The organism is Stappia sp. ABD4_338 (genome assembly GCF_056312175.1).
Genome location: NZ_CM149982.1, coordinates 2,452,415 through 2,474,459 on the forward strand (window position 1 = coordinate 2,452,415; position 22,045 = coordinate 2,474,459).

Below are 22,045 nucleotides of genomic sequence, written 5' to 3' on the forward strand. Positions count from 1 at the left end.
ATGGCCCCCGGGGTCGTGGGCGTGTCGCCCTTGCCCGGGGTGACGGTGGAGAGGAGGCATCCTCCCGTGTCCCACCTCCCCACAGGCGTCACCCCGGACGTCGCGAAGCGAAGATCCGGGGCCCAATCCACGTTTCCGCATGTGACACCGGATGGTGGGACGCTGCCCCCAACCGCGTCCGCCCGGACCTTTCCGCTCCCACCGAGGTTGCCAATGGGCCCCGGGTCGCGGGCCTACGGCCCTTGCCCGGGGTGACGGCGAGAGAGGGGGCATCCTCCCGCCGGGCGCAGGGATTGCAAAAAGAAGGCGGAGGTCCGCGCTGCCTCAGGCGACGTTGCGGCGGCGTCCGGCGATGAGGTCGAGCACCGTCCGCGCGGCATCGAGCACGTTGGAGCCGGGGCCAAAGATCGCCGAAACGCCCGCATCCTTGAGCGCCTGGTAGTCCTGGCGCGGAATGACACCGCCACAGACCACGATCACATTGCCTGCGCCACGCTCCTCCAGCGCCTTGATGAGCTGCGGCAGCAGCGTCATGTGACCCGCGGCGAGCGAGGACACGCCGACCACGTGCACCTTGGCCTCGACGGCGGAATCCGCCGCCTCATCGGGCGTCTGGAACAGCGGACCGGCAAGCACCTCGAAGCCGACGTCGCCGAAGGCGGAGGCGATGACCTTGGCCCCCCGGTCATGCCCGTCCTGACCGAGCTTGGCCACCATGATGCGCGGCTTCTCGCCGAGCGTCGCGGCCAGGTCCGACAGGCGCGAGACCAGCGTCTGGTATTCCGGCTCGTCCTTGTATTCGCCGGAGAAGATGTTGCGCACGACCTTCGGCGTCGCGGCATGGTCGCCGTATACGTCGCGCAGGCAATCGGAAATCTCGCCGACGGTGGCACGTGCCCGCGCCGCCTCGACCGCGCAGCCGAGAATGTTGCCCTCGCCCGTTTCCGCCGCCTTGCGAAGGGCGGCAAGCGCCGTCTCGAGCTGCTCCGGATCGCGGGTGGCGCGGATCCTCTCCAGCCGGCGGATCTGGCTTTCGCGCACGGCCGAATTGTCGATCTGGAGGATGTCCAGGTCGTCCTCGTCCTCGAGCCGGTACTTATTGACGCCGACGATGACCTCGTCACCCTTGTCGATGGCGGCCTGGCGGCGCGTCGCCGCCTCCTCGATCATGCGCTTGGGCAGCCCCTTGTCGACGGCGGCGGTCATGCCGCCTTCCGCCTCGATGCGCTCGATGATCTCCCACGCACGGGTGACGAGTTCGTCGGTCAGGCTCTCGACGTAGTAGGAGCCGGCCAGTGGATCGACGACCTTGGTGACGCCGGTCTCGTGCTGGAGGATGAGCTGGGTGTTGCGCGCGATGCGGGCGGAGAACTCGGTCGGCAGGGCGATCGCCTCGTCGAAGGAGTTGGTGTGCAGCGACTGGGTGCCGCCAAGGGCGGCCGACATGGCCTCGAAGGCCGTGCGCACGACGTTGTTGTAGGGGTCCTGCTCGGCCAGCGACACGCCCGATGTCTGGCAATGGGTGCGCAACATGCTGGAGCCCGGCTTCTTGGGCTCGAACTCCTCCATGATCCGCGCCCACAGCAAGCGCGCGGCGCGCAGCTTGGCCGCCTCCATGAAGAAGTTCATGCCGATGCAGAAGAAGAACGACAGGCGCCCGGCGAAGGCGTCAACGTCGAGGCCCTTCTTCAGCGCGGCGCGAACGTACTCGCGCCCATCGGCCAGCGTGAAGGCAAGCTCCTGCACCAGCGTCGCACCGGCCTCCTGCATGTGGTAGCCGGAGATCGAGATGGAGTTGAAGCGCGGCATCTCCTGCGCCGTGTACTCGATGATGTCGGCGATGATCCGCATCGAGGGCTCGGGCGGGTAGATGTAGGTGTTGCGGACCATGAACTCCTTGAGAATGTCGTTCTGGATGGTCCCCGAAAGCTGCGCCCGTGGCACACCCTGCTCCTCGCCGGCGACGATGAAGCTCGCCAGAACGGGGATCACCGCGCCGTTCATGGTCATGGAGACGGAAATGTCCTGAAGCGGGATGCCGTCGAAGAGGATCTTCATGTCCTCGACGCTGTCGATGGCGACACCCGCCTTGCCCACGTCGCCCTCGACGCGGGGGTGGTCGCTGTCATAGCCGCGATGGGTGGCGAGATCGAAGGCGACCGAGACGCCCTGCTGGCCGGCGGCGAGCGCCTTGCGGTAGAAGGCGTTGGACTCTTCCGCCGTGGAAAAGCCCGCGTACTGGCGGATCGTCCAGGGACGACCGGCGTACATGGTCGCGCGCGGGCCGCGCAGGAAGGGCGCGAAGCCCGGCAGCGTGCCGAGATGGTCGATGCCGTCGAGATCCTCCGCCGTGTAGAGCGGCTTGACCGGGATGCCCTCCGGCGTGTTCCAGACGAGGGTCTCCGGGTCGCGGCCCTTGAGCTCCTTCGTGGCCAGGTCCATCCAGTCGCGAACGGTCTTCTCAGTCATCTCGGTCTCCCTTTCGCGTGCCCGCATCGGGTCCCGCCATCACACCCTTGCCCCGGCGGGCCGGTCCGTCATTGCGCCATGTCATGCCGTCGAGGCTCCCGGATCGCGCCGGCCAGTCGCGCACCACGACCACGCCGGCGGCGAGATAGAGGCCGAGACCCGCGAGCCAGAAGTCCGCCCGCTCGAGACGTCCCTCCAGCACCATGAAGCCAAGCACCGCAACGCCCACCATGCCAAGCGCATAGAGCAGCATGATGCGCCGCAGGTCCACTCGCCCGAACAGCCACCACATGGCGCCCGCATAGGCCGCAGCCCCCCAAGCCGCCGCGACGGCACCGGTCCACAGCAGGCCCGCGAAGGGCGGGCGACGCAGAACCGGGATGCCAACCACCAGGTTCGCCGCCTGGCCCAAGAGCCAATTGTGGCGCAAGGCCGGCTCGAAGGCTGCAAGCGTGTTCAGGAACAGCACCAGAACGACGGCGGCCAGTCCCGCCGCGAGGCACGCCAGAATCGCCAGTTCCCGGCGCGCCCATCCAGGCACTATTCGAATTCCATGATCATCTCGTCGACGGCGAGACTGTCGCCGGGCTTGGCGACGATGGCCTTGACCACACCCTTGCGCTCAGCCTTGAGCACGTTCTCCATCTTCATCGCCTCGACGGTGGCGAGCGTCTGGCCCGCCTCGACCGTCTGCCCCTCCTCCACGGCGATGGACACGACAAGACCCGGCATCGGGCAGAGCAGCATCTTCGAGGTGTCGGCGGCGACCTTTTCCGGCATCAGGCGGAAGGCTTCGGCCTGGCGCGGTGTCAGGCAGGCAAGGGACAGGTCTCCCCCGCCCCGGCGCAGACGGAAGCCCTTGAGCGTCTGGTCGACCTTCACCGCGCGCACGGTGCCGTCGATCTCCGCCTCCACCAGCCGGTCGCCCGGCGTCCAGCCGTTGAGGCGCACCGCGATCTCCCGCGAGAGCGCATTGCCACCGTCGGCCTCGCGCGGGGCGACCAGATAGGCCCCCTCGCCTTTCGCGGTGACGGCAACGGGATACTCCTCGCGTCCGTCAAGGATCGTCCAGGCGGCATCGATCACCCGGCGGTGATTGTCCATGGCGCCCGAAATCCGCGTGGCGCGGGCCTCACTCACATGGGTGAGCGCGGCCGCCAGGGCGACAAGCTCCTCGAGCTCGGCGGCGGGAAGCGTCACGCCGGCGAAACCGTCGGGATATTCCTCGGCGATGAAGGCGGTGGTGATGTTGCCCGAGCGGAACCGATCGTGACGCATCACGGCGGAGAGGAACGGCAGGTTGTGGCCGATGCCCTCGACCTCGAACCGGTCCAGCGCCTCGCCCATGGCCTCGACGGCGGTGATGCGGTCGGGCGCCCAGGTGCAGAGCTTGGCGATCATCGGGTCGTAGAACATCGAGATCTCGCCGCCCTCGAACACGCCCGTGTCGTTGCGCACGATGGTGCCGTCGTCGCTGCGCCCCTCCTGCGGCGGACGGTAGCGCGTCAGCCGGCCGATGGAGGGCAGGAAATTGCGGTAGGGATCCTCCGCGTAGAGGCGGCTTTCCATCGCCCAGCCGGTGAGCTTCACGTCGGACTGGGCCAGGCTCAGCTTCTCGCCGGCGGCGACGCGGATCATCTGTTCCACCAGATCGACGCCGGTGACCAGTTCGGTGACGGGATGTTCCACCTGCAGGCGGGTGTTCATCTCCAGGAAGTAGAAATTGCGCTCCCCGTCGACGATGAACTCGACCGTGCCGGCGGAGGTGTAGCCCACCGCCTTCGCCAGCGCCACGGCCTGCTCGCCCATGGCCTTGCGGGTCGCCTCGTCGAGGAAGGGCGACGGCGCCTCCTCGATGACCTTCTGGTTGCGGCGCTGGATGGAACACTCGCGCTCGCCGAGGTAGATGGCGTTGCCGTGCGCGTCGGCCAGGACCTGGATTTCGATGTGGCGCGGCTGGGTGACGAACTTCTCGATGAAGATGCGGTCGTCGCCGAAGGAGTTCGCCGCCTCGTTCTTCGACGACTGGAAGCCCTCGCGCACCTCCCCCTCGTTCCAGGCGATGCGCATGCCCTTGCCGCCACCACCAGCGGACGCCTTGATCATCACCGGATAGCCGATCTCGCCGGAGATCTTCACCGCCTCGTCGCCATCGGCGATCAGGCCCATGTAGCCCGGCACGGTGGAAACGCCGGCCTCGGCCGCGAGCTTCTTGGAGGTGATCTTGTCGCCCATGGCCTCGATGGCCTTCGGCGGCGGACCGATGAAGGCGACACCGGCCTTCTCCAGCGCCTCGGCGAACTCGGCACGCTCGGACAGGAAGCCGTAGCCCGGATGCACCGCATCGGCGCCGGACGCGCGGATCGCCTCCATGATCTTGTCGATCACGATGTAGGACTGGTTTGCCGGCGGCGGGCCGATATGGATCGCCTCGTCCGCCATCTTGACGTGAAGCGCGTCCCGGTCGGCGTCGGAATAGACCGCCACGGTGGCGATGCCCATCTTCTTCGCCGTCTTGATGACCCGGCAGGCGATCTCGCCGCGATTGGCAATGAGGATTTTCTTGATCATAGGCTCGTTCCGGTCCCTCAAGACGTCTTCTTGTTCAATCGGCTTGCGGCAAAAACGCAGCCCCTGAAAGCCGCTCCGCGCGGCGCGCGACCTCCCCCTAGAGCGGGATGTTGTCGTGCTTCTTCCAGGGGTTAGAAAGCTGCTTGTTGCGCAGGGTCGCGAAGGCCCGCGCCACGCGCCGCCGGGTCGAATGCGGGCGGATGACGTCGTCGATGAAGCCCTTCTCGGCCGCGACGAAGGGATTGGCGAAACGGTCCTCGTATTCCTTCGTGCGCGCGGCGATCTTCTCCGGATCGCCAAGCTCGGAGCGGTAGAGGATCTCGGTCGCGCCCTTGGCGCCCATCACCGCGATCTCCGCCGACGGCCAGGCGTAGTTGATGTCGCCGCGAATGTGCTTGGAGGCCATGACGTCATAGGCGCCGCCATAGGCCTTGCGCGTGATCACGGTCACCTTGGGCACCGTCGCCTCGCCATAGGCGAAGAGCAGCTTGGCGCCGTGCTTGATGACGCCGCCGTATTCCTGCGTCGTGCCGGGAAGGAAGCCCGGGACGTCGACGAAGGTCAGGATCGGGATGTTGAAACAGTCGCAGAAGCGCACGAACCGCGCCGCCTTGCGCGAGGAATTGATGTCCAGAACGCCGGCCAGCACCATCGGCTGGTTGGCGACCACGCCCACCGTCTGACCCTCGATGCGGATGAAGCCGATGACGATGTTGCCGGCATAGCCGTCCTGGAGCTCGAAGAAGTCGCCCTCGTCGGCGACCTTCACGATCAGCTCCTTCATGTCGTAGGGCTTGTTCGGATTGTCGGGAATCAGCGTGTCGAGCGAATGGTCGATGCGCGCCGGATCGTCGTGGAACGGACGCACCGGCGGCTTCTCGCGGTTGCTCGACGGCAGGAAATCGATGAAGCGGCGCAGCGCCACCAGCGCCTCGACGTCGTTGTCGAAGGCGAGGTCCGCGACCGAGGACTTGGTGGTGTGGGTCTTGGCACCGCCAAGCTCCTCCGCCGTGACGACCTCGTTGGTCACGGTCTTCACCACGTCCGGGCCGGTCACGAACATGTAGGACGTGTCGCGGACCATGAAGATGAAGTCGGTGATCGCGGGCGAATAGACCGCGCCGCCCGCGCAGGGGCCCATGATCATGGAAATCTGCGGCACGACACCGGAGGCCATGATGTTGCGCTGGAAGACGTCGGCATAGCCGCCGAGCGAGGCGACGCCCTCCTGGATGCGGGCACCACCACTGTCGTTCAGACCGATGACCGGGGCGCCGTTCTTCACGGCCATGTCCATGATCTTGCAGATCTTCTGGGCATGTGTCTCGGAGAGCGAACCGCCGAAGACGGTGAAATCCTGGGAAAAGACATAGACCATGCGGCCGTTGACCGTGCCCCAGCCGGTGACGACGCCGTCGCCGGGCATGGTCGTGTCCTGCATGCCGAAATCCACGCAGCGGTGGGTGACGAACATGTCGTATTCCTCGAACGAGCCCTCGTCGAGGAAGATCTCGATGCGCTCGCGCGCGGTCAGCTTGCCCTTGGCGTGCTGGGCCTCGATGCGGCGGGTGCCGCCGGCAAGGCGCGCGGCTTCGCGGCGCTTCTCGAGTTCGGCCAGGATTTCCTGCATGGTGTGTTCCTCCCGGTTTCACCGGCAGCGCGCGCGGCCGGAGCCCGGCGGCGACAGGCCGCCGGACAGGGTCGTTTCAGGTCGCAAGCGGCACCGGAGACCGTCGGGTCGCCGGCGCCGCGGTCCGTGATCGTCAGGCGCGAACGCGCGACAGGCCGAGCGCGATGGCGGCCGCGAGCGCGGACTTGAACAGCCCGCCGACGATGAAGGGATAGAGGCCGAAGGTCAGCGCCTTGTCGAAGGAGCCGAGGAAGAAGCCGAGCCAGATCAGGCCGGGCACGAAGACCACGGCCTGGGCCAGAACCGAGGCGGCGACCGCCGGAACGACCGACTTCGTCCAGCCCTTCATGGCGAACCAGCCGGCAAGCCAGGCCGAAGCCACGAAGCCCATCAGGAAGCCGCCCGTCGGGCCAGCCATGTAGGCAAGGCCGATGCCCTTCTCCGGGGTGCCGGTGAAGACCGGCAGGCCGGCGGCGCCCTGCGCCAGATAGAGAGCCACGGCGGCGGCGCCGAGGCGCGGGCCGAGCGTGAAGCCCAGAACCAGAACGGCCAGCGTCTGCATCGTCATCGGCACCGGATAGAACGGCACGCTGACCTTTGCGGACACGGTGAGAAGCAGCGAACCGGCGAAGGCGACGAGCAGCGTGCGCGCCAGCGGCCGCTCGGCCGTCCACGAGGTCACGATATTCTGCATGGGGACCATATCTCCTGTTAAGTCACGTCCAAGCGCCTGATTACCATTTCGCGGCGCGATCTGGCGACACTCAATTCACGCGTTTGCCATGCAAACGCCCGCCCGTCCCCACGTCCGGGATGCCGGCATCGCATTCAAGAACATCTGTCAGGGCGCCGGAAAGGGCCGTCCGCGGAGCATTGCGAGGCTCCGTCGGACGGCCTCCCCTCCCGTCGGAGCCGAACGTCAGGGCGCGCTGGCCGCAGGCCCTCCCCCTGGCCACGGCGCGCTGCCCGCCTCCTCAAGCGGGCCTTCCCCGATCCGCGCACGGCCACGAGGGCAGTGCGCACGGCTCCTGACAACACCAAGCCTCCCCAGACCCGGCGAACAGACGGACGGACCCAGGCCCGCCGCAAATTCACGGCGCAGGCATCTGTTGTCCCCCAAGGGGGCCGTCCCGCGTCCGTTCCCCTGTCGCTACACCCTTTGCGAACGCGGCGGGAGTGTTGAAAAAGCCGCAAAGCAAACTTAATCTGTTTGCAAACTTGCATTTGCAAATTTGCAAACCCGAGCCGAAACGGACCGTCAGTGTGAAAAAGCTCTTCATCGGTCGCCAGATCCGCGCCCTTCGCGGCGATGCGAAGCTGACCCAGCGCGATTTCGCCGAACGGCTGGGGCTTTCGACCAGCTATGTGAACCAGCTCGAGAACAACCAGCGGCCGGTTTCCGCGCCGGTTCTGCTCGGCCTGTCGGAACAGTTCGGCCTGGACCTGGCGCAGATCTCGGTCGATGACGACGACCGCCTCGTCGCGGCCCTCAGCGAGGTTTTCGCCGATCCGGTCTTCGCCGGACACCGTCCGGGCCTGCAGGACTTCAAGACCGTCAGTCAGAGCGCGCCCGACTTCTCCCACGCCATGGTGCGGCTGCATCATGCCTATCGGCAGATGAGCGAGCAGCTCGCCATGCTCGACGATCGCCTCGCCCGCGACGAGGCCCTCACGCGCCCGACGCCATACGAGGAAGTGCGGGACTTCTTCCATTTCGAGAACAACTACATCCACGACCTGGACGTGGCGGCGGAGGAGCTGAACGCGCGGCTCTCGACGACGGGGCGCGTCTTCGCCCGCGATCTGGTGGAGCACCTGGACGCACGCCACGGCATCTCCGTGACGCGCCACCGGCTCGCGCCCGACGCCAGCGAGATCCGCCGCTACGACGCGGCGGCGAAGCAGCTCTCGCTCAACGAGGCACTGCCCGAATCGACCATCGTATTCCAGCTCGCCCACCAGATCGCCCTTCTGGAGGCGGGCGGGATCATGGATGACGTGCTGGCGCGCGCACGCTTCCAGAACGAGGACGCCGCGCATGTGGCCCGCATCGGGCTTGCCAATGCCTTTGCCGGGGCGCTGGTGCTGCCCTATCGCGCCTTCCTGCGCACGGCGCAGGAAACGCGCCACGACCTCGACCTCATCGCCGACCGCTTCGGCACCAGCCTGGAGCAGGTAGCGCACCGGCTGTCGACGCTGCAGCGCCCGCGCCTCAAGGGCATCCCCTTCTTTTTCGCGCGGGTGGACAGGGCCGGCAACATCACCAAGCGCCACTCCGCCACCAAGCTGCAGTTCGCACGCTTCGGCGCCGCCTGCCCGCTGTGGAACGTGCACCGCGCCTTCGAAAGTCACGGGACGATCATCCGCCAGCTTGCCGAAACCCCGGACGGCTCGCGCTACATTTCGCTTGCCGCCCATGTGGTGAAGAAGTCGGGCGGCTATGGCGGCCCGGTGCTGCACTACGCCATCGCGCTCGGCACCGAGATCTCGCACGCACGCGACATCGTCTATTGCGACGGGCTGGACCTTGCCCGCGACGCGGCCTTCGACCCCATCGGGATCTCCTGCCGCATCTGCGAGCGCCTTACCTGCGCCCAGCGCTCGGTGCCACCGCTCAACCGGGCGATCTCCATCGACAGCGACCACCGCCGGCTGGTGCCCTACGAGATCCGGTGAGACGGCGAAGCATCGTCAGGCAAATCGGCTCGTACAGCTCGCGGAGGTCCGGGCCCCCTTCACTTCGTCCGGATTTTCGGCGAGAAGTCGGTCGACCCGTCAGATCGCCGGGTCCTGCGGTGAAGAACCGCCCGAAAGGACCAGCCCATGACGCTTGCCCGTGACGCGCTCGACCGACAGCTCATCGCGCTGCTGCAGATGAACGCGCGCATGCCGACGGCGGAAATCGCCCGCAGGCTCGGCCTCGCCCGCTCCACCGTGCACGAGCGCATTGCCCGGCTGGAACGGGAGCGGGTGATCTCCGGCTACACGGCCGTGCTGGCACGCGGACTTCCGGGCGAGGCCGTGCGGGCGCTTGTGATGCTCGCCATCGAACAGCAGAGGATCCGCGACACGCTCAAGCGGCTCGAGGCGTTTCCCGAGATCCGCACCTGTCTGACGATCTCGGGCGAGTTCGACGTATTCCTCGTGGTCGAGGCGCCGAGGCTCGAGGATCTCGACGAGGCGCTGGACGAGATCGCCGCCGTGCCGGGCGTGCGCCGCTCGCAAAGCTCCATCGTGCTCGCCTCGAAATTCGACCGCAGGCCGAACACACCGCAGGATCCCGCGTAAGCCTTCCGCCTACCGATCGATGCAGAAGCGGAACGCGGCCTCCAGCATCCTGCGGTCGCCCTCGATCAGGGGCACGGTGCCGCGCAATTCTCCGCCCGCCGCCTGTCCCAGGAAGACGCTGACCCCGAACGCGCGGGCCGCCGCGACGCGCGCGCCCGTCTCCCGGTCGAGGCGAAATTCCACCGACTTGCCCGAACGAACCCTCATGCGCTCACGCGGCACCCGGATCCGCTGCACCCCGCCCTTGCCGTCACTGACGAGCAGATCGCCCGGATCGGGCAGCTCATCGGGCAGGCCAATGCCGGAGGATACCAGCAGATGCGGCTCGTTCCTGCGGCAATAGGCTGTGACCTGTGTGATCTCGTCATAGAGCCGCGTCGGACCGATACGCTTCGAGGCGGCAACGATCCCGTCCTTGTAGGGCTCCAGATAGAAGGGGGCGAAACCGTCCGGCGAGACGAGGTCGAACTCCTCCAGCGTCGCCCGGTCGGGCACATACATGTCGTTCCGCCCCGCCGTGACGCCGAGCACGAAGATGCGCGGGTCTATGTTCATGTAGACCAGATAGGCGACGATCAGGCTCGATTCCGTCTGCCCCTGCGCGAGCGCGTCGTCCTGGGTGAGCCCGGCACGCTCCCAGGCTTCGCGGTTCGGCACGAAGAAGCGATGGAAGCCAAGCCGGTTGCCGTTCTCGATCCGGCGCACCGTGCCGCCAAGGAACGTGTAGGCGCAGGCGCTCATGCAGTACGCGTCGTTGATCACCTCTCCGAAGGTCCCGTCCGGCTGCCAGCGGCCGATAGCGGTCTCATACTTCTTCTGGCGGATGATGGATCCCAGATCGAGGCCGGCGCGCAGATTGCCGCCGCCGCTGTAAAGAAGCACTCTGTTGCCCTCGGGCTGCTCGCGCTCGAGAAAGGCGCGGAAGGCACGCGGGGTGTCGGCGGTTATCTTGCCAACCGCGAGCACGTAGCAACTGGCCGCCGAGTTGCCCTGGCATACCGCCTCGAAGGCCATGTCGTCGCGAATGTCCAGCGCCCGGGCCGGAACGGCCGTCCCCGCGCAGACCAGGCCGGCGACGATCGCCACCAGCACCGCACCAAGACGGCGCAGTCCGCCGCCACAAACACCCCTTGTCATGATCTTCACCCCCCGGGCCCAGATGCCCGGACCGCATCAAAGCCGAGGAACGACACCACCGCAATGCTCATCGAACCGTCCCCGCGCGCAGACGTGCGGAGGGCCTTGATCCGGGGCGAAATCGCCCCAAAACGTAATTTCCTTGCGTCCCACGCGGTGATTTCGTACCCCGTGTTGCGGAAATATTGTCATACGAACCTACCGAGGCGAGAATGCCGACTTACAGGTCGAGAACCAGCACTCACGGACGCAACATGGCGGGCGCGCGCGGCCTCTGGCGCGCCACCGGCATGAAGGATGGCGACTTCGGCAAGCCGATCATCGCCATCGTGAACTCCTTCACCCAGTTCGTTCCCGGTCACGTCCACCTCAAGGATCTCGGCCAGCTTGTCGCGCGCGAGGTCGAGAAGGCCGGCGGCGTCGCCAAGGAGTTCAACACGATCGCGGTCGATGACGGCATCGCCATGGGCCACGACGGCATGCTCTACTCGCTGCCCTCGCGCGAGATCATCGCCGACAGCGTGGAATACATGGTCAACGCCCATTGCGCCGACGCCATGGTCTGCATCTCAAACTGCGACAAGATCACACCGGGCATGCTGATGGCCGCCATGCGGCTCAACATCCCCGTGGTCTTCGTCTCCGGCGGCCCCATGGAAGCCGGCAAGGTGAAGCTCGCCGACGGCACCGAGCGCGCGCTGGACCTGGTCGACGCCATGGTCGCCGCCGCCGACGACAGGATGTCCGACGAGGACGTCAACGCCATCGAGCGCTCCGCCTGTCCGACCTGCGGCTCCTGCTCGGGCATGTTCACCGCCAACTCGATGAACTGCCTGACCGAGGCGCTGGGCCTGTCGCTGCCGGGCAACGGCTCCACGCTTGCAACCCACGCCGACCGCGAGCGGCTGTTCGTCGAGGCCGGCCACCTGATCGTGGACCTGGCGCGCCGCCACTACGAGCAGGGCGACGAGAACGTGCTGCCGCGCGTGATCGCCAACCGCACCGCCTTCCACAACGCCATGTCGCTCGACATTGCCATGGGCGGGTCGACCAACACGGTGCTGCACCTGCTCGCCGCCGCGCGCGAGGGCGAGATCGACTTCACCATGGCCGACATCGACAAGCTGTCGCGCAAGGTTCCGGTGCTCTGCAAGGTCGCCCCGTCCGTCTCCCACGTGCACATGGAAGACGTGCACCGGGCCGGCGGCATCATGGGCATCCTGGGCGAGCTCGACCGCGCCGGCCTGCTCGACACCTCGCTGCCGATGGTCCACTCGCCGAGCCTCTCCGACGCCCTCGAGCGCTGGGACATCAAGCGCACGGGCGCCGAAAGCGTGATCGACTTCTATCGCGCCGGCCCCGGCGGCATTCCGACCCAGACGGCCTTCTCGCAGGACTGCCGTTATCCGAGCGTCGACGACGACCGCGAGACGGGCGTCATCCGCGACAAGGCGCACGCTTATTCCCAGGACGGCGGTCTCGCCGTGCTCTACGGCAACATCGCCCGGGACGGCTGCATCGTGAAGACGGCCGGCGTGGACGAGTCCATCCTCAAGTTCACCGGCCGCGTGCGGATCTTCGAAAGCCAGGACAGCGCCGTGAGCGGCATCCTGACCGGCAAGATCGAGGCGGGCGACGTGGTGCTGATCCGCTACGAAGGCCCGCGCGGCGGTCCCGGAATGCAGGAAATGCTCTATCCGACCAGCTACCTGAAGTCGAAGGGGCTGGGCAAGCAGTGCGCCCTGGTCACCGACGGCCGCTTCTCCGGCGGCACCTCGGGCCTGTCCATCGGCCACGTCTCGCCGGAAGCCGCCGAAGGCGGCGCCATCGGCCTTGCCGAGGAAGGCGACCGGCTGGAGATCGACATCCCGGGCCGCACCATCCACCTCGCCGTGTCGGACGAGGAAATGGCGCGCCGCCGGGCCGCGATGGAGGCGAAGGGCGACGCTGCCTGGAAGCCGGTCGAGAAGCGTACGCGCAAGATCTCGACCGCGCTCAAGGCCTATGCGCTGCTGACGACCTCGGCCGCGGAAGGCGCGGTGCGCCGCGTCGACTGACGCGAACGCACGTCACCACACTGACGGATCATGCAAGAGGGCGGCCCAGGGCCGCCCTTTTTCGTGCCTTCTCCATCCCGCTGGACACCAGCAGACCAAAGCACCTGATACCCCAGCGTATAGCTGGCAACATCACGTACAATCCGCAAAGGACTCTTGTGTTAACCTGTTGAAATGGGAAGCATGCGTAGAGTGAACAGTGGCCAGACGCAAAAGCCACCGGAAAGAGCATGACAGAAGTCCTCTTGGGACTTCGGGCTCTGTCCCCAGCCAACCGCAAGCGCGCGCGATCAAACCATGCAACAGGATCCAGGTCCGGCGAATTCCCCCACCTCCGGCACTGCTGAAAGCAGCGGCGACCGCGGGGGGCTTTTCGCCCCATTGGGGCGGATGTTCGCCCTGCCGGACGACCCGGAGCTGCTGAAGGCGCAGTATCGGGCCTTCTCGCGGCAGGTTCCGCTCCTCTACGTCATCCTGATGATGAACGCCTGGGCACTGGCGCTCACGCTGTCCCCCCACGCACCGGCCTGGCTGACGGTCCATGTCGCCCTCCTGCTCAGCGCGATCTGCGCGGCGCGGATCTTCTTCTGGTGGCGCAAGCGGCATATCGAACCGGACGCGGAGGCCGCGCGGGCGGCGCTCCAGCGCACGCTGCGCTTTGCCGTCGTTCTGTCCCTCGCCTACTCGGGATGGGCACTCAGCCTCTATGGCTATGGAACGCCCTACACCAAGGCCCACGTCAGCTTCTTCATGGCCATCACGCTGGTGAGCTGCGTCTTCTGCCTCATGTACCTGCGCGCGGCGGCGCTGACCGTCGCCCTGATCGTCAACACGCTGTTCGTGACGTTTTTCATGTCGACGGGCGAACCGACGTTCATTGCCTCCGCTCTGAACGTGGTGCTCGTCACCATCGCCATGCTGATCATCGTGACGATCAACTACAACCACTTCCGCCAGATGGTCGAAGCGCAGACGCGTGCGGTCGCGCTGGGCGAGGAGAACTTCCGTCTCGCCAATCTCGACAGCCTCACCGAGTTGCCGAACCGTCGCGCGTTCTTCTCCCGGCTGGAGGAGATGTTCAAGGCCGCACGCGCCAACGGGGAAACCTTCAGCGTCGGCATCATCGACCTCGACGGCTTCAAGCCCGTCAACGACACCTACGGGCATTCGGTGGGCGACCAGCTCCTGCGCGAGATCGGTGAACGGCTGCGGCGGGCCTGCCTGACCGACGGCACCTTCGCCGCGAGGCTCGGAGGCGACGAGTTCGCCATCCTTGTAACAGGGGAGATCGGCGGACGAGCGCTCACGACCAGAGGACAGGGTCTGTGCGAAGCCCTGTCACGGCCCGTCGCACTGCCGACGGCCCGGGTGCAGGTGTCCAGTTCCATCGGATTTGCGCGCGACGGAGCCGACGTCCCCTCGCCAACCGAACTCATGAACCGGGCCGATTTCGCGCTCTACCAGTCGAAGAGGCTGAACCGGGGGGCGGCGACCGTCTTCTCCGACGCGCACAAGGAGATGATCCACCGCGAGTCCCTCATCGAGCAGACGTTGCGCGGCGCGGATCTCGACCAGGAGCTCAGCGTCGCCTTCCAGCCGATCGTCGATATCCGAACCAACCGGCCCGTCGCCTTCGAGGCCCTGGCACGCTGGCAAAGCCCCTACCTGGGAACCGTGTCGCCGGGCGAGTTCATTCCCATCGCCGAGCGCACGGGCATCATTTCCAGGCTCACGTGCGAACTGCTCCGCAAGGCACTGTCGGAAGCCAAGACATGGCCGAAAGGGATGCGGCTGAGCTTCAACCTCTCCGCGCGCGACCTGATGTCCACGGACACGCTCCTGAAGATCGCCGCGCTCATCACGCGCTCGGCCTTCGACAACAGCCTGCTCGACCTGGAGATCACCGAAACCGCGTTCATCTTCGATGCCTCGCAGGTGGAGAACTCGCTGCAGTTCCTGCGCGACCTTGGTTGCGGCGTCGCGATCGACGACTTCGGCACCGGCTATTCGAGCCTGTCGCGCCTGCATGCCCTGCCGCTGACCAAGCTGAAGATCGACCGCAGCTTCGTAAGCAGCATCGACACCAATCCCGCCAGCCTCGACATCGTTCGCTCACTGGTGCACCTGTCACGCAACCGCAAGCTCGACTGTATCGCCGAGGGTGTGGAAACGCACAGCGAACTGGCCGAGTTGCAACGCCTCGGCGTTGCCTTCGCACAAGGGTATTTCTTCGCCCGGCCGATGACAGCGGATCAGGTGCCGCAGTATCTCGCCACCCATGAGGGACCGGAGCGCACGACGGCCGGGTCCGCCCGAACCTCCTGACCGGCCGCCGCGTCGCCCTGAGGAAAAGGCGAAGCTTCAGGCCGAATTCATCGTTTCATGACTTTATAACTCATATTTTTTCAGGCATAGGTACGTCCTCCCCGAACAGGTCGACCGGACATTTCAAATGACGCACCGCCTCACAGCCCTCGCAGCCGCTTTCGCCCTTCTCCCGCTGACCGCCAGCGCCGAACAACTGACGCTCACGGATGTCGCCGGCCGCGAGGTCACGCTCGAAGCGCCCGCCGAGCGCATCATCCTCGGCGAAGGCCGGCAGACCTACCTGCTTGCCATTCTCGATCGCGAGAACCCGTTCGCCCGGGTTGTCGGCTGGCGCAGGGACCTCGGCGAGGCCGATCCGAACACCTATGCCCTTTACGAGAAGAAGTTCCCGCAGCTTGCTGACATCCCCACCTTCGGCGGCTTCAAGGACGGGACCTTCGATGTGGAGCAGGCAGCCGCCCTGAAGCCCGACGTGGTGCTCATGAACCTGGAGGCCCGCGCCGCCACCGAGGATGCGGGCTATGACGACAAGCTCGCAAAGCTCGGCATCCCCATCGTGTATGTCGACTTCCGCGAGAACCCGATGGTCAACAGCATCGCCTCGATGCGGATCATGGGCGAAATCACCGGCCGCGAGGACCGGGCGAACGCCTATATCGACTTTGTCGAGACACAAATGGCCCGCGTGACCGGGACGCTGGAAAAGGCGTCCTTCGAGCGTCCCAAGGTGTTCGTGGACCGCGCCGGCGGCTATTCGGAAGATTGCTGCATGACGTTCGGCCCCGGCAACTTCGGCAAGTACGTGGAAATCGCCGGCGGCACGAACATCGCTGGCGACATCCTTCCCTCGACCTTCGGCACACTCAACCCCGAGCAGATCATCGCCGCCAACCCGGACCATGTGGTGGTGACCGGCGGCCAGTGGGATGCCTATGTTCCCGGCGGCGCCTGGGTCGGCATGGGACCGGGCTCGGACATGGAAGAAGCGCGCAAGAAGCTGCAGGCACTGACCCGGCGCACCGCCATGACCGGCATCACGGCTGTCGACACGGGGCAGTTCCACGCCATCTGGCACCAGTTCTACGACAACCCCTATTACTTCGTCGCCGTGCAGCGGCTGGCGACCTGGCTTCACCCGGAACTGTTCCCCGACCTCGACCCGGAAGAAACGCTGAAGGAGCTTCACAAGCGCTTCCTGCCGATCGACTACAAGCCGGGCTACTGGGTGTCGCTCAACGATGAGTGACACGACGACCGATGCCGGAGCGGCGGCGGGGCGCGATTTCTATCGCGCGCTCGTCTTCCGCCGGCAGGCAATCCTTGTCGCCCTTGCACTCTCGCTTGCGCTGAGCCTGTGCGCCGACCTGGCACTCGGACCCGCGCGCTACGGGCTCGACGAGGTGGCAGCGGCGTTGTTCCGGCCGGATCACGTCGATGCCAGTATCCGGGTGATCGTCTGGGAAATCCGAATGCCGGTCGCGCTGATGGCGCTGGCGGTGGGGGCAAGCCTGTCGGTTGCCGGAACGCAGATGCAAAGCATTCTGAACAACCCACTCGCCAGCCCGTTCACACTGGGCATTTCGGCGGGCGCGGGTTTCGGTGCAGCCCTTGCGCTCGCCTTCGGCGTCGCGCTGTTTCCGGTCGCGGTCGACTACATCATCCCGGTCAACGCATTCCTCATGGCCATGCTCACGTCGCTGGCAATCTACGGATTGAGCCTCAGCCGGGGCACGTCCAGCGAGACGATCATCCTGCTCGGGATCGCCCTAGTCTTCATCTTCAACGCGCTGATGTCGCTGATCCAGTTCTTCGCCTCCCAGCAGGCGGTGGCGGCGGTGGTGTTCTGGACCATGGGCAGCCTGACAAAGGCGACATGGCCAAAGCTCTGGATCTCACTCGCCGCGCTCGGACTGGCGCTGCCGCTCCTGGCACGGCGCGGCTGGGCGCTGACGGCCATGCGGCTGGGCGATGCCAAGGCGGAAAGCATGGGCGTTCGCCCCGGACGCATCCGTCTCGAGGTGCTGGTGCTGGTGAGCCTGCTGGCCGCCATCTCCGTGTCCTTCGTGGGAACCATCGGCTTCATAGGCCTCGTGGGACCGCATATCGCGCGCATGATGCTCGGCGAGGACCAGCGCTTCCTGCTGCCGGGTGCAGCACTTTCGGGCGCCCTGCTGCTGTCGGTGGGCTCCGTCCTGTCCAAGATGATTATTCCGGGAACGATCATTCCCATCGGCATCGTCACGGCGATCGTCGGGATCCCGTTCTTTCTCTATCTCGTCCTGAGCCGACGGGGGAGCGCATGGTAAGCCTGTCTCTGGAGGGCATCGGCGCACGGTATTCGGGCCGTCCGGTTCTTTCCGGCATTTCGACATCCCCCCTGCGGGGAGGGCGTATGGTCGCCCTGCTCGGCCCCAACGGCGCGGGAAAGTCCACCCTGTTCCGCCGCATCTTCGGGATCCAGTCCGGTCCGGGAGAGATCCGCGTGGAGGGAGCCCGCCAGCCCCGGCCGATCGCCTACATGCCTCAGGACGACGGAACGCGGCCTGTCCTGTCCGTCTACGAGGCCATCCTGCTGGCGCGCATGCAGGGACGACGCCTGCATGTCGCACGCGAGGATCATGCGGAGGTCGACCGGGTGATCGGCCTGCTCGGCATTGGCGGATTGCGCGAACAGATGGTCAGCCGGTTAAGCGGCGGTCAGCGCCAGATGGTCGGCGTCGCCCAGGCGCTCGTCCAGGGACCCGAGATCCTTCTGATGGACGAGCCGACCTCGGCCCTAGATCTCAGCCGCCAGATCGACCTTCTGACACTGCTGCGGGGGCTGGCGCGCAATCAGGGACTTCTGATCGTTCTGGCCATGCACGACCTCGGTCATGCGCTGCGTTTCACCGACGAGGCCATCGTGATCGCGAACGGAGGCCTCGCGGCCTGCGGACCGACGCAAACCGTTGTCACCCAGGACCTGCTGCGAGACGTTTTCGAGGTCGATGCCCGCATCGAGACCTGCTCGCGCGGGCACCCCAACCTGATCGTGGACGGACGGATCGCCCGGACGGCGTGAGCCGCGTCACACGCTGAGATAGCGCTCGCGCAGGATCGGGTCGGCGGCAAGCTCCGACGAGGTTCCAGACCAGGCGACCTGCCCCTTCTCCACGATGACATGCCGGTCGGCGAGCTTTTCCAGCGCATCGACGTTCTTGTCGATGACCAGGATCGACTGCCCCTCGCCCTTGAGCCGGTCGAGGCAGGCCCAGATCTCGGCGCGGATCAGCGGCGCGAGCCCTTCGGTCGCCTCGTCGAGGATCAGCAGCTTGGGATTGGTCATCAGCGCCCGGCCGATGGCCAGCATCTGCTGCTCGCCGCCCGAGAGCTGGTTGCCCATGTTGGAGCGCCGTTCCTTGAGGCGCGGGAAAAAGCCGTAGACGCGATCGAGCGACCAGCCGGGCTTCGCCCCGAAACGGTTCGCGGCGGTGGCGACCAGGTTCTCCTCCACGCTCAGGGTGGGGAAGATCTGGCGTCCCTCGGGCACGAGGCCGAGGCCCGCCTGGGCGATGCGGTACGCGGGCTGGCCGGAAAGGTCCTGCCCGTCGAAGACCACGCGCCCGGCGCTCGCCTTCATCATGCCCATCATGGTGTGGATCGTGGTCGTCTTGCCCATGCCGTTGCGGCCCATGAGCGTGACCACCTCGCCACGCGCGACCGTGAAGCCCATGCCGAAGAGCACCTCCGCCGCGCCATAGGCCGCGTGAAGGTTGGAAACGTCCAGAAGTGCGGTCATGCCGCGCCCTCCTCGCCAAGGTAGGCTTCGCGAACGCGGGCGCTCGCGCGGATTTCCCCGGGCGTGCCCGTGGCCACGATCTGGCCGTAGACAAGCACCGAGATACGGTCGGCAAGCGCGAAGACCGCGCTCATGTCGTGCTCGACGAGAAGCATGGCATAGCGTCCCTTGAGCGCCTGGAGCACCTCGACGAGGCGGTCCGTTTCCTCGCGCCCCGTGCCGGCCATCGGCTCGTCCAGAAGCAGGAGCTTCGGTTCCAGCGCCAACGCGATGGCCAGTTCCAGAGCGCGCTTCTCGCCGTGGGAGAGCGTACCGGCGGCAATGTCGGCGCGATGGGCAAGGCCCAGTTCCGCAAGATATTCGCCGGCCCTGTCGTTGAGATCGCGGTCGCGTCCCACGTTGGCCAGGAAGCGGAACGAATGCCCCTGGCGCGCCTGAAGCGCAAGGGCGACATTCTCGCGCGCCGTGAAGGCGGGCAGGATCTCGGTGATCTGGAACGACCGGGCGAGGCCGGCGCGGGCGCGGGCCGGCATCCCGAGCGCGGTCACGTCCTTGCCGTTGAAGGTGATGCGGCCGCTGTCGGGCCGGAGCGCGCCCGAGATCTGGCCGATCAGGGTCGTCTTGCCCGCCCCGTTGGGGCCGATGATGGCGTGGATCTCGCCGGGCATCACCTCGAGATCGACGTGGTCGGTCACCTTGAGCGCGCCGTAGGACTTGGCGAGATCGTCAAGCTTGAGGATCGGTTCAGCCATCCTTGCGACCTCCCGGAAGAAGCGACAGGAGCCCGCCGCGCCCGAACAGGACGACGAGAACGAGGAAGGGGCCGAAGAGAAGCCGCCAGTGCTCGGTGAAATGGGAGAGCACCTCCTCCAGCGCCAGGAAGCTGGCCGCGCCGACCACCGCGCCGATCAGCGATCCGAGCCCGCCGAGAACGACCATAACGATCAGCTCGCCCGAGCGGTGCCAGGACATGTAGGCGGGGGACACGAACTCGGCCGCGTTGGCCAGCAACGCCCCGGCGACGCCGGCCATCATGCCCGAGATGACATAGGCGGCGAGACGGTACCAGTAGGGATCCACGCCGATCGCCGACAGGCGCATCTCGCTCTGTTTCGCCCCCTGCAGAACGCGCCCAAACCGCGACGCGACGATCATGCGCGCCAGCAGATAGGTCAGCACAAGAACGCCCAGCACCACGTAGTAGAAGGTCGTGCGGTCGGAAAGCATGGTCGAGCCCAGCACCTCGGTGCGGCCCCAGATCGTCAGGCCATCGTCCCCGCCGTAGGCGGAAAGCGAGGTCGCCGTGTAGTAGGCCATCTGCCCGAAGGCGAGCGTGATCATGATGAAGTAGACGCCGCGCGTCTTGAGGCTGATCGCGCCGGTGACGGCGGCGAAGAGGCCGCAGACCAGCAGCGTCACGGGGAGCGAGACGGTCACGTCCCAGTAGTTGTGCTCGGCGAGGATGCCGACGCAATAGGCGCCGATCCCCAGATAGGCGGCGTGGCCGAAGCTGACCAGCGCACCGAAGCCCAGGATCAGGGACAGGCTCACGGCGGCGATGGCGAAGACCATCACGCGGATGGCGAAGAACACGAGGAAGCTGTCGTCGAGGGCCCCGGCCAGCGGAGGAAGCAGGGCAAAGCAGGCGAAGACGACGAGCGCGATCAGCCCTTCCCGGCCGAAGCGGGAGGCGGCCGGCGGCGCGGCGGGGGGAGTGTCTGTCATGGCGGTCGTTTTCATCCGTTGCGCACGGGGAAGAGGCCGGTCGGCCGGAAGAACAGCACGCCCGCCATCAGCACGTAGATGAGCATGGAGGCGATGGCCGGGCCGACGTCATTGGCGGCCGAGGGAGAAAGCACGAGGCGGGCGATGTCGGTGGCGAAACCACGCCCCAGCGTGTCCACCAGGCCGACGATGAGGGCGGAGAGGAACGCACCGCGAATGGACCCGATGCCGCCGATCACGATCACCACGAAGGTGAGGATCAGCAGGTTGTCGCCCATCCCCGGTTCCACCACCAGGATGGGCGCCGCGAGAATGCCCGCGAAGCCCGCCAGCATGACGCCGAAACCGAAGACCAGCATGAACAGGCGGCGGATGTTGACGCCGAGTGCGGACACCATGGTGGCGTTGGTGGCGCCGGCACGCACGAGCATTCCCGCGCGGGTGCGGGTCACCAGCAGATAGAGCAGCACGGCAACGCCAAGGCCCGAGACAATCAGCGCGATGCGGTAGACCGGATAGCGCAGCCCGTCCATCAGCTCGAACGAGCCCGAGAGCGCGTCGGGCATGGGCAGCGTCAGCGGCGCGGAGCCCCAGATGGCGCGCACCGCCTCGTTGAGAAAGATGATGATGCCGAAGGTCGCCAGCACCTGGTCGAGATGACTTCGGTCGTAGAGATGCCGGAAGACCAGCATCTCGAGCACGAGGCCCAGCACGAGAGAGCCGACAAGCCCCAGGGCGAGCGCGCCCCAGAAGGTGCCGGTGACGGCATAGGCGGCGACCGCCAGATAGGCGCCGAGCATGTACTGGACGCCGTGGGCGAGATTGATGAAGTCCATGACGCCGAAGACAAGGGTCAGGCCGGCGGCGATGAGAAAGAGGAGAATGCCGAGCTGCAGGCCGTTCAAAGTCTGCACGGCAAGGAGGGTCGCGCTCAAGGCTTGGGCCTCGCGGTTTCGGGCGGTTCGATCAGGACGCGTGCGGACGCATCAAGGCGGCGCGGCGCCATCGTCAGGGCGACCGCGGGAGAAACGGCAGCCCGGCCCGCACATCCGCGCGGGCCGG

At 66.6% G+C, this 22,045-nt stretch carries 17 protein-coding genes; 7 read left to right on the top strand and 10 right to left on the bottom strand.

The annotated features are described in order from the left end of the window. Positions 1-324: 324 nt before the first annotated feature. From scpA to ACYX4S_RS11100, 5 genes are all read right to left on the bottom strand, one after another. A complete protein-coding gene (gene scpA, locus ACYX4S_RS11080) occupies positions 325-2,469 on the bottom strand; it encodes a methylmalonyl-CoA mutase (protein ID WP_476360207.1) in 2,145 nt (714 codons plus the stop codon). Then, positions 2,462-3,010 (bottom strand): hypothetical protein, encoded by a 549-nt coding sequence (locus ACYX4S_RS11085; protein WP_476360208.1) that lies wholly within the window; start codon positions 3,008-3,010, stop codon positions 2,462-2,464. Before ACYX4S_RS11085 ends, scpA begins: the two co-directional genes overlap by 8 nt. Then, positions 3,010-5,040 carry an acetyl-CoA carboxylase biotin carboxylase subunit gene (locus ACYX4S_RS11090; protein ID WP_476360209.1) on the bottom strand — a complete coding sequence of 677 codons (2,031 nt, stop codon included), beginning with the start codon at positions 5,038-5,040 and terminating at the stop codon, positions 3,010-3,012. Before ACYX4S_RS11090 ends, ACYX4S_RS11085 begins: the two co-directional genes overlap by 1 nt. 97 nt (positions 5,041-5,137) lie before the next feature. Beyond that, positions 5,138-6,670, bottom strand: a complete 1,533-nt coding sequence (locus tag ACYX4S_RS11095) for an acyl-CoA carboxylase subunit beta (protein WP_293720979.1) — start codon at positions 6,668-6,670, stop codon at positions 5,138-5,140. Between the two features lie 133 nt (positions 6,671-6,803). After that, positions 6,804-7,364, bottom strand: coding sequence for a biotin transporter BioY (locus ACYX4S_RS11100; RefSeq protein ID WP_293720978.1), 561 nt, complete (start codon positions 7,362-7,364; stop codon positions 6,804-6,806). Positions 7,365-7,933: 569 nt separating this feature from the next. On the opposite strand from ACYX4S_RS11100, the gene ACYX4S_RS11105 reads away from it, so the two are divergent. Further along, complete coding sequence (locus ACYX4S_RS11105; protein WP_476360210.1) at positions 7,934-9,346, top strand: helix-turn-helix domain-containing protein; 1,413 nt, start codon at positions 7,934-7,936, stop codon at positions 9,344-9,346. A 147-nt stretch (positions 9,347-9,493) separates the two neighbouring features. Continuing rightward, positions 9,494-9,958, top strand: coding sequence for an Lrp/AsnC family transcriptional regulator (locus ACYX4S_RS11110; protein WP_476360211.1), 465 nt, complete (start codon positions 9,494-9,496; stop codon positions 9,956-9,958). A gap of 9 nt (positions 9,959-9,967) precedes the next feature. Here the strand turns inward: ACYX4S_RS11110 and ACYX4S_RS11115 are convergent, their stop codons facing one another. Continuing rightward, positions 9,968-11,095 (bottom strand): COG3904 family protein, encoded by a 1,128-nt coding sequence (locus tag ACYX4S_RS11115; protein WP_476360212.1) that lies wholly within the window; start codon positions 11,093-11,095, stop codon positions 9,968-9,970. A 212-nt stretch (positions 11,096-11,307) separates the two neighbouring features. On the opposite strand from ACYX4S_RS11115, the gene ilvD reads away from it, so the two are divergent. The 5 genes from ilvD to ACYX4S_RS11140 all read left to right on the top strand — a co-directional run bounded on the left by ilvD (position 11,308) and on the right by ACYX4S_RS11140 (position 18,541). Continuing rightward, entirely contained in the window at positions 11,308-13,152 is a 1,845-nt protein-coding gene (gene ilvD / locus ACYX4S_RS11120; protein WP_476360213.1) for a dihydroxy-acid dehydratase, read from the top strand. 297 nt (positions 13,153-13,449) lie between these two features. Next, entirely contained in the window at positions 13,450-15,477 is a 2,028-nt protein-coding gene (locus tag ACYX4S_RS11125) for a putative bifunctional diguanylate cyclase/phosphodiesterase (protein WP_476360214.1), read from the top strand. Between the two features lie 127 nt (positions 15,478-15,604). Further along, the gene (locus ACYX4S_RS11130) at positions 15,605-16,726 is read left to right on the top strand and encodes an ABC transporter substrate-binding protein (RefSeq protein WP_476360215.1); all 1,122 of its coding nucleotides are present in this window, start codon (positions 15,605-15,607) and stop codon (positions 16,724-16,726) included. Beyond that, positions 16,719-17,786 carry a FecCD family ABC transporter permease gene (locus ACYX4S_RS11135; RefSeq protein WP_476360216.1) on the top strand — a complete coding sequence of 356 codons (1,068 nt, stop codon included), beginning with the start codon at positions 16,719-16,721 and terminating at the stop codon, positions 17,784-17,786. The genes ACYX4S_RS11130 and ACYX4S_RS11135 overlap by 8 nt, the downstream gene beginning before the upstream one ends. Continuing rightward, positions 17,780-18,541 (top strand): ABC transporter ATP-binding protein, encoded by a 762-nt coding sequence (locus ACYX4S_RS11140; protein WP_476360217.1) that lies wholly within the window; start codon positions 17,780-17,782, stop codon positions 18,539-18,541. The genes ACYX4S_RS11135 and ACYX4S_RS11140 overlap by 7 nt, the downstream gene beginning before the upstream one ends. Positions 18,542-18,547: 6 nt before the next feature. On the opposite strand, the gene ACYX4S_RS11145 is transcribed toward ACYX4S_RS11140, so the two are convergent. Genes ACYX4S_RS11145 through ACYX4S_RS11160 form a run of 4 tightly spaced genes read right to left on the bottom strand, consistent with a single transcriptional unit; the run spans position 18,548 to position 21,918 of the window. Beyond that, positions 18,548-19,258 carry an ABC transporter ATP-binding protein gene (locus tag ACYX4S_RS11145; protein WP_476360218.1) on the bottom strand — a complete coding sequence of 237 codons (711 nt, stop codon included), beginning with the start codon at positions 19,256-19,258 and terminating at the stop codon, positions 18,548-18,550. After that, complete coding sequence (locus tag ACYX4S_RS11150; RefSeq protein ID WP_476360219.1) at positions 19,255-20,010, bottom strand: ABC transporter ATP-binding protein; 756 nt, start codon at positions 20,008-20,010, stop codon at positions 19,255-19,257. The genes ACYX4S_RS11145 and ACYX4S_RS11150 overlap by 4 nt, the downstream gene beginning before the upstream one ends. Next, on the bottom strand, positions 20,003-20,983 hold the full coding sequence (locus ACYX4S_RS11155) for a branched-chain amino acid ABC transporter permease (protein WP_293720968.1): 981 nt from the start codon (positions 20,981-20,983) through the stop codon (positions 20,003-20,005). The genes ACYX4S_RS11150 and ACYX4S_RS11155 overlap by 8 nt, the downstream gene beginning before the upstream one ends. Positions 20,984-20,994: 11 nt before the next feature. Then, positions 20,995-21,918: a branched-chain amino acid ABC transporter permease gene (locus tag ACYX4S_RS11160; protein WP_293720966.1), complete on the bottom strand. Its 924-nt coding sequence runs from the start codon at positions 21,916-21,918 to the stop codon at positions 20,995-20,997. Positions 21,919-22,045 lie beyond the last annotated feature (127 nt).

Coding starts and splice junctions, on each gene's coding strand:
- ACYX4S_RS11135 (WP_476360216.1), top strand. CDS start 16,719: ATGAGTGACACGACGACCGATGCCGGAGCGGCGGCGGGGCGCGATTTC.
- ACYX4S_RS11155 (WP_293720968.1), bottom strand. CDS start 20,983: ATGACAGACACTCCCCCCGCCGCGCCGCCGGCCGCCTCCCGCTTCGGC.
- ACYX4S_RS11145 (WP_476360218.1), bottom strand. CDS start 19,258: ATGACCGCACTTCTGGACGTTTCCAACCTTCACGCGGCCTATGGCGCG.
- ACYX4S_RS11100 (WP_293720978.1), bottom strand. CDS start 7,364: ATGCAGAATATCGTGACCTCGTGGACGGCCGAGCGGCCGCTGGCGCGC.
- ACYX4S_RS11110 (WP_476360211.1), top strand. CDS start 9,494: ATGACGCTTGCCCGTGACGCGCTCGACCGACAGCTCATCGCGCTGCTG.
- scpA (WP_476360207.1), bottom strand. CDS start 2,469: ATGACTGAGAAGACCGTTCGCGACTGGATGGACCTGGCCACGAAGGAG.
- ACYX4S_RS11095 (WP_293720979.1), bottom strand. CDS start 6,670: ATGCAGGAAATCCTGGCCGAACTCGAGAAGCGCCGCGAAGCCGCGCGC.
- ACYX4S_RS11140 (WP_476360217.1), top strand. CDS start 17,780: ATGGTAAGCCTGTCTCTGGAGGGCATCGGCGCACGGTATTCGGGCCGT.
- ACYX4S_RS11150 (WP_476360219.1), bottom strand. CDS start 20,010: ATGGCTGAACCGATCCTCAAGCTTGACGATCTCGCCAAGTCCTACGGC.
- ACYX4S_RS11125 (WP_476360214.1), top strand. CDS start 13,450: ATGCAACAGGATCCAGGTCCGGCGAATTCCCCCACCTCCGGCACTGCT.
- ilvD (WP_476360213.1), top strand. CDS start 11,308: ATGCCGACTTACAGGTCGAGAACCAGCACTCACGGACGCAACATGGCG.
- ACYX4S_RS11115 (WP_476360212.1), bottom strand. CDS start 11,095: ATGACAAGGGGTGTTTGTGGCGGCGGACTGCGCCGTCTTGGTGCGGTG.
- ACYX4S_RS11090 (WP_476360209.1), bottom strand. CDS start 5,040: ATGATCAAGAAAATCCTCATTGCCAATCGCGGCGAGATCGCCTGCCGG.
- ACYX4S_RS11130 (WP_476360215.1), top strand. CDS start 15,605: ATGACGCACCGCCTCACAGCCCTCGCAGCCGCTTTCGCCCTTCTCCCG.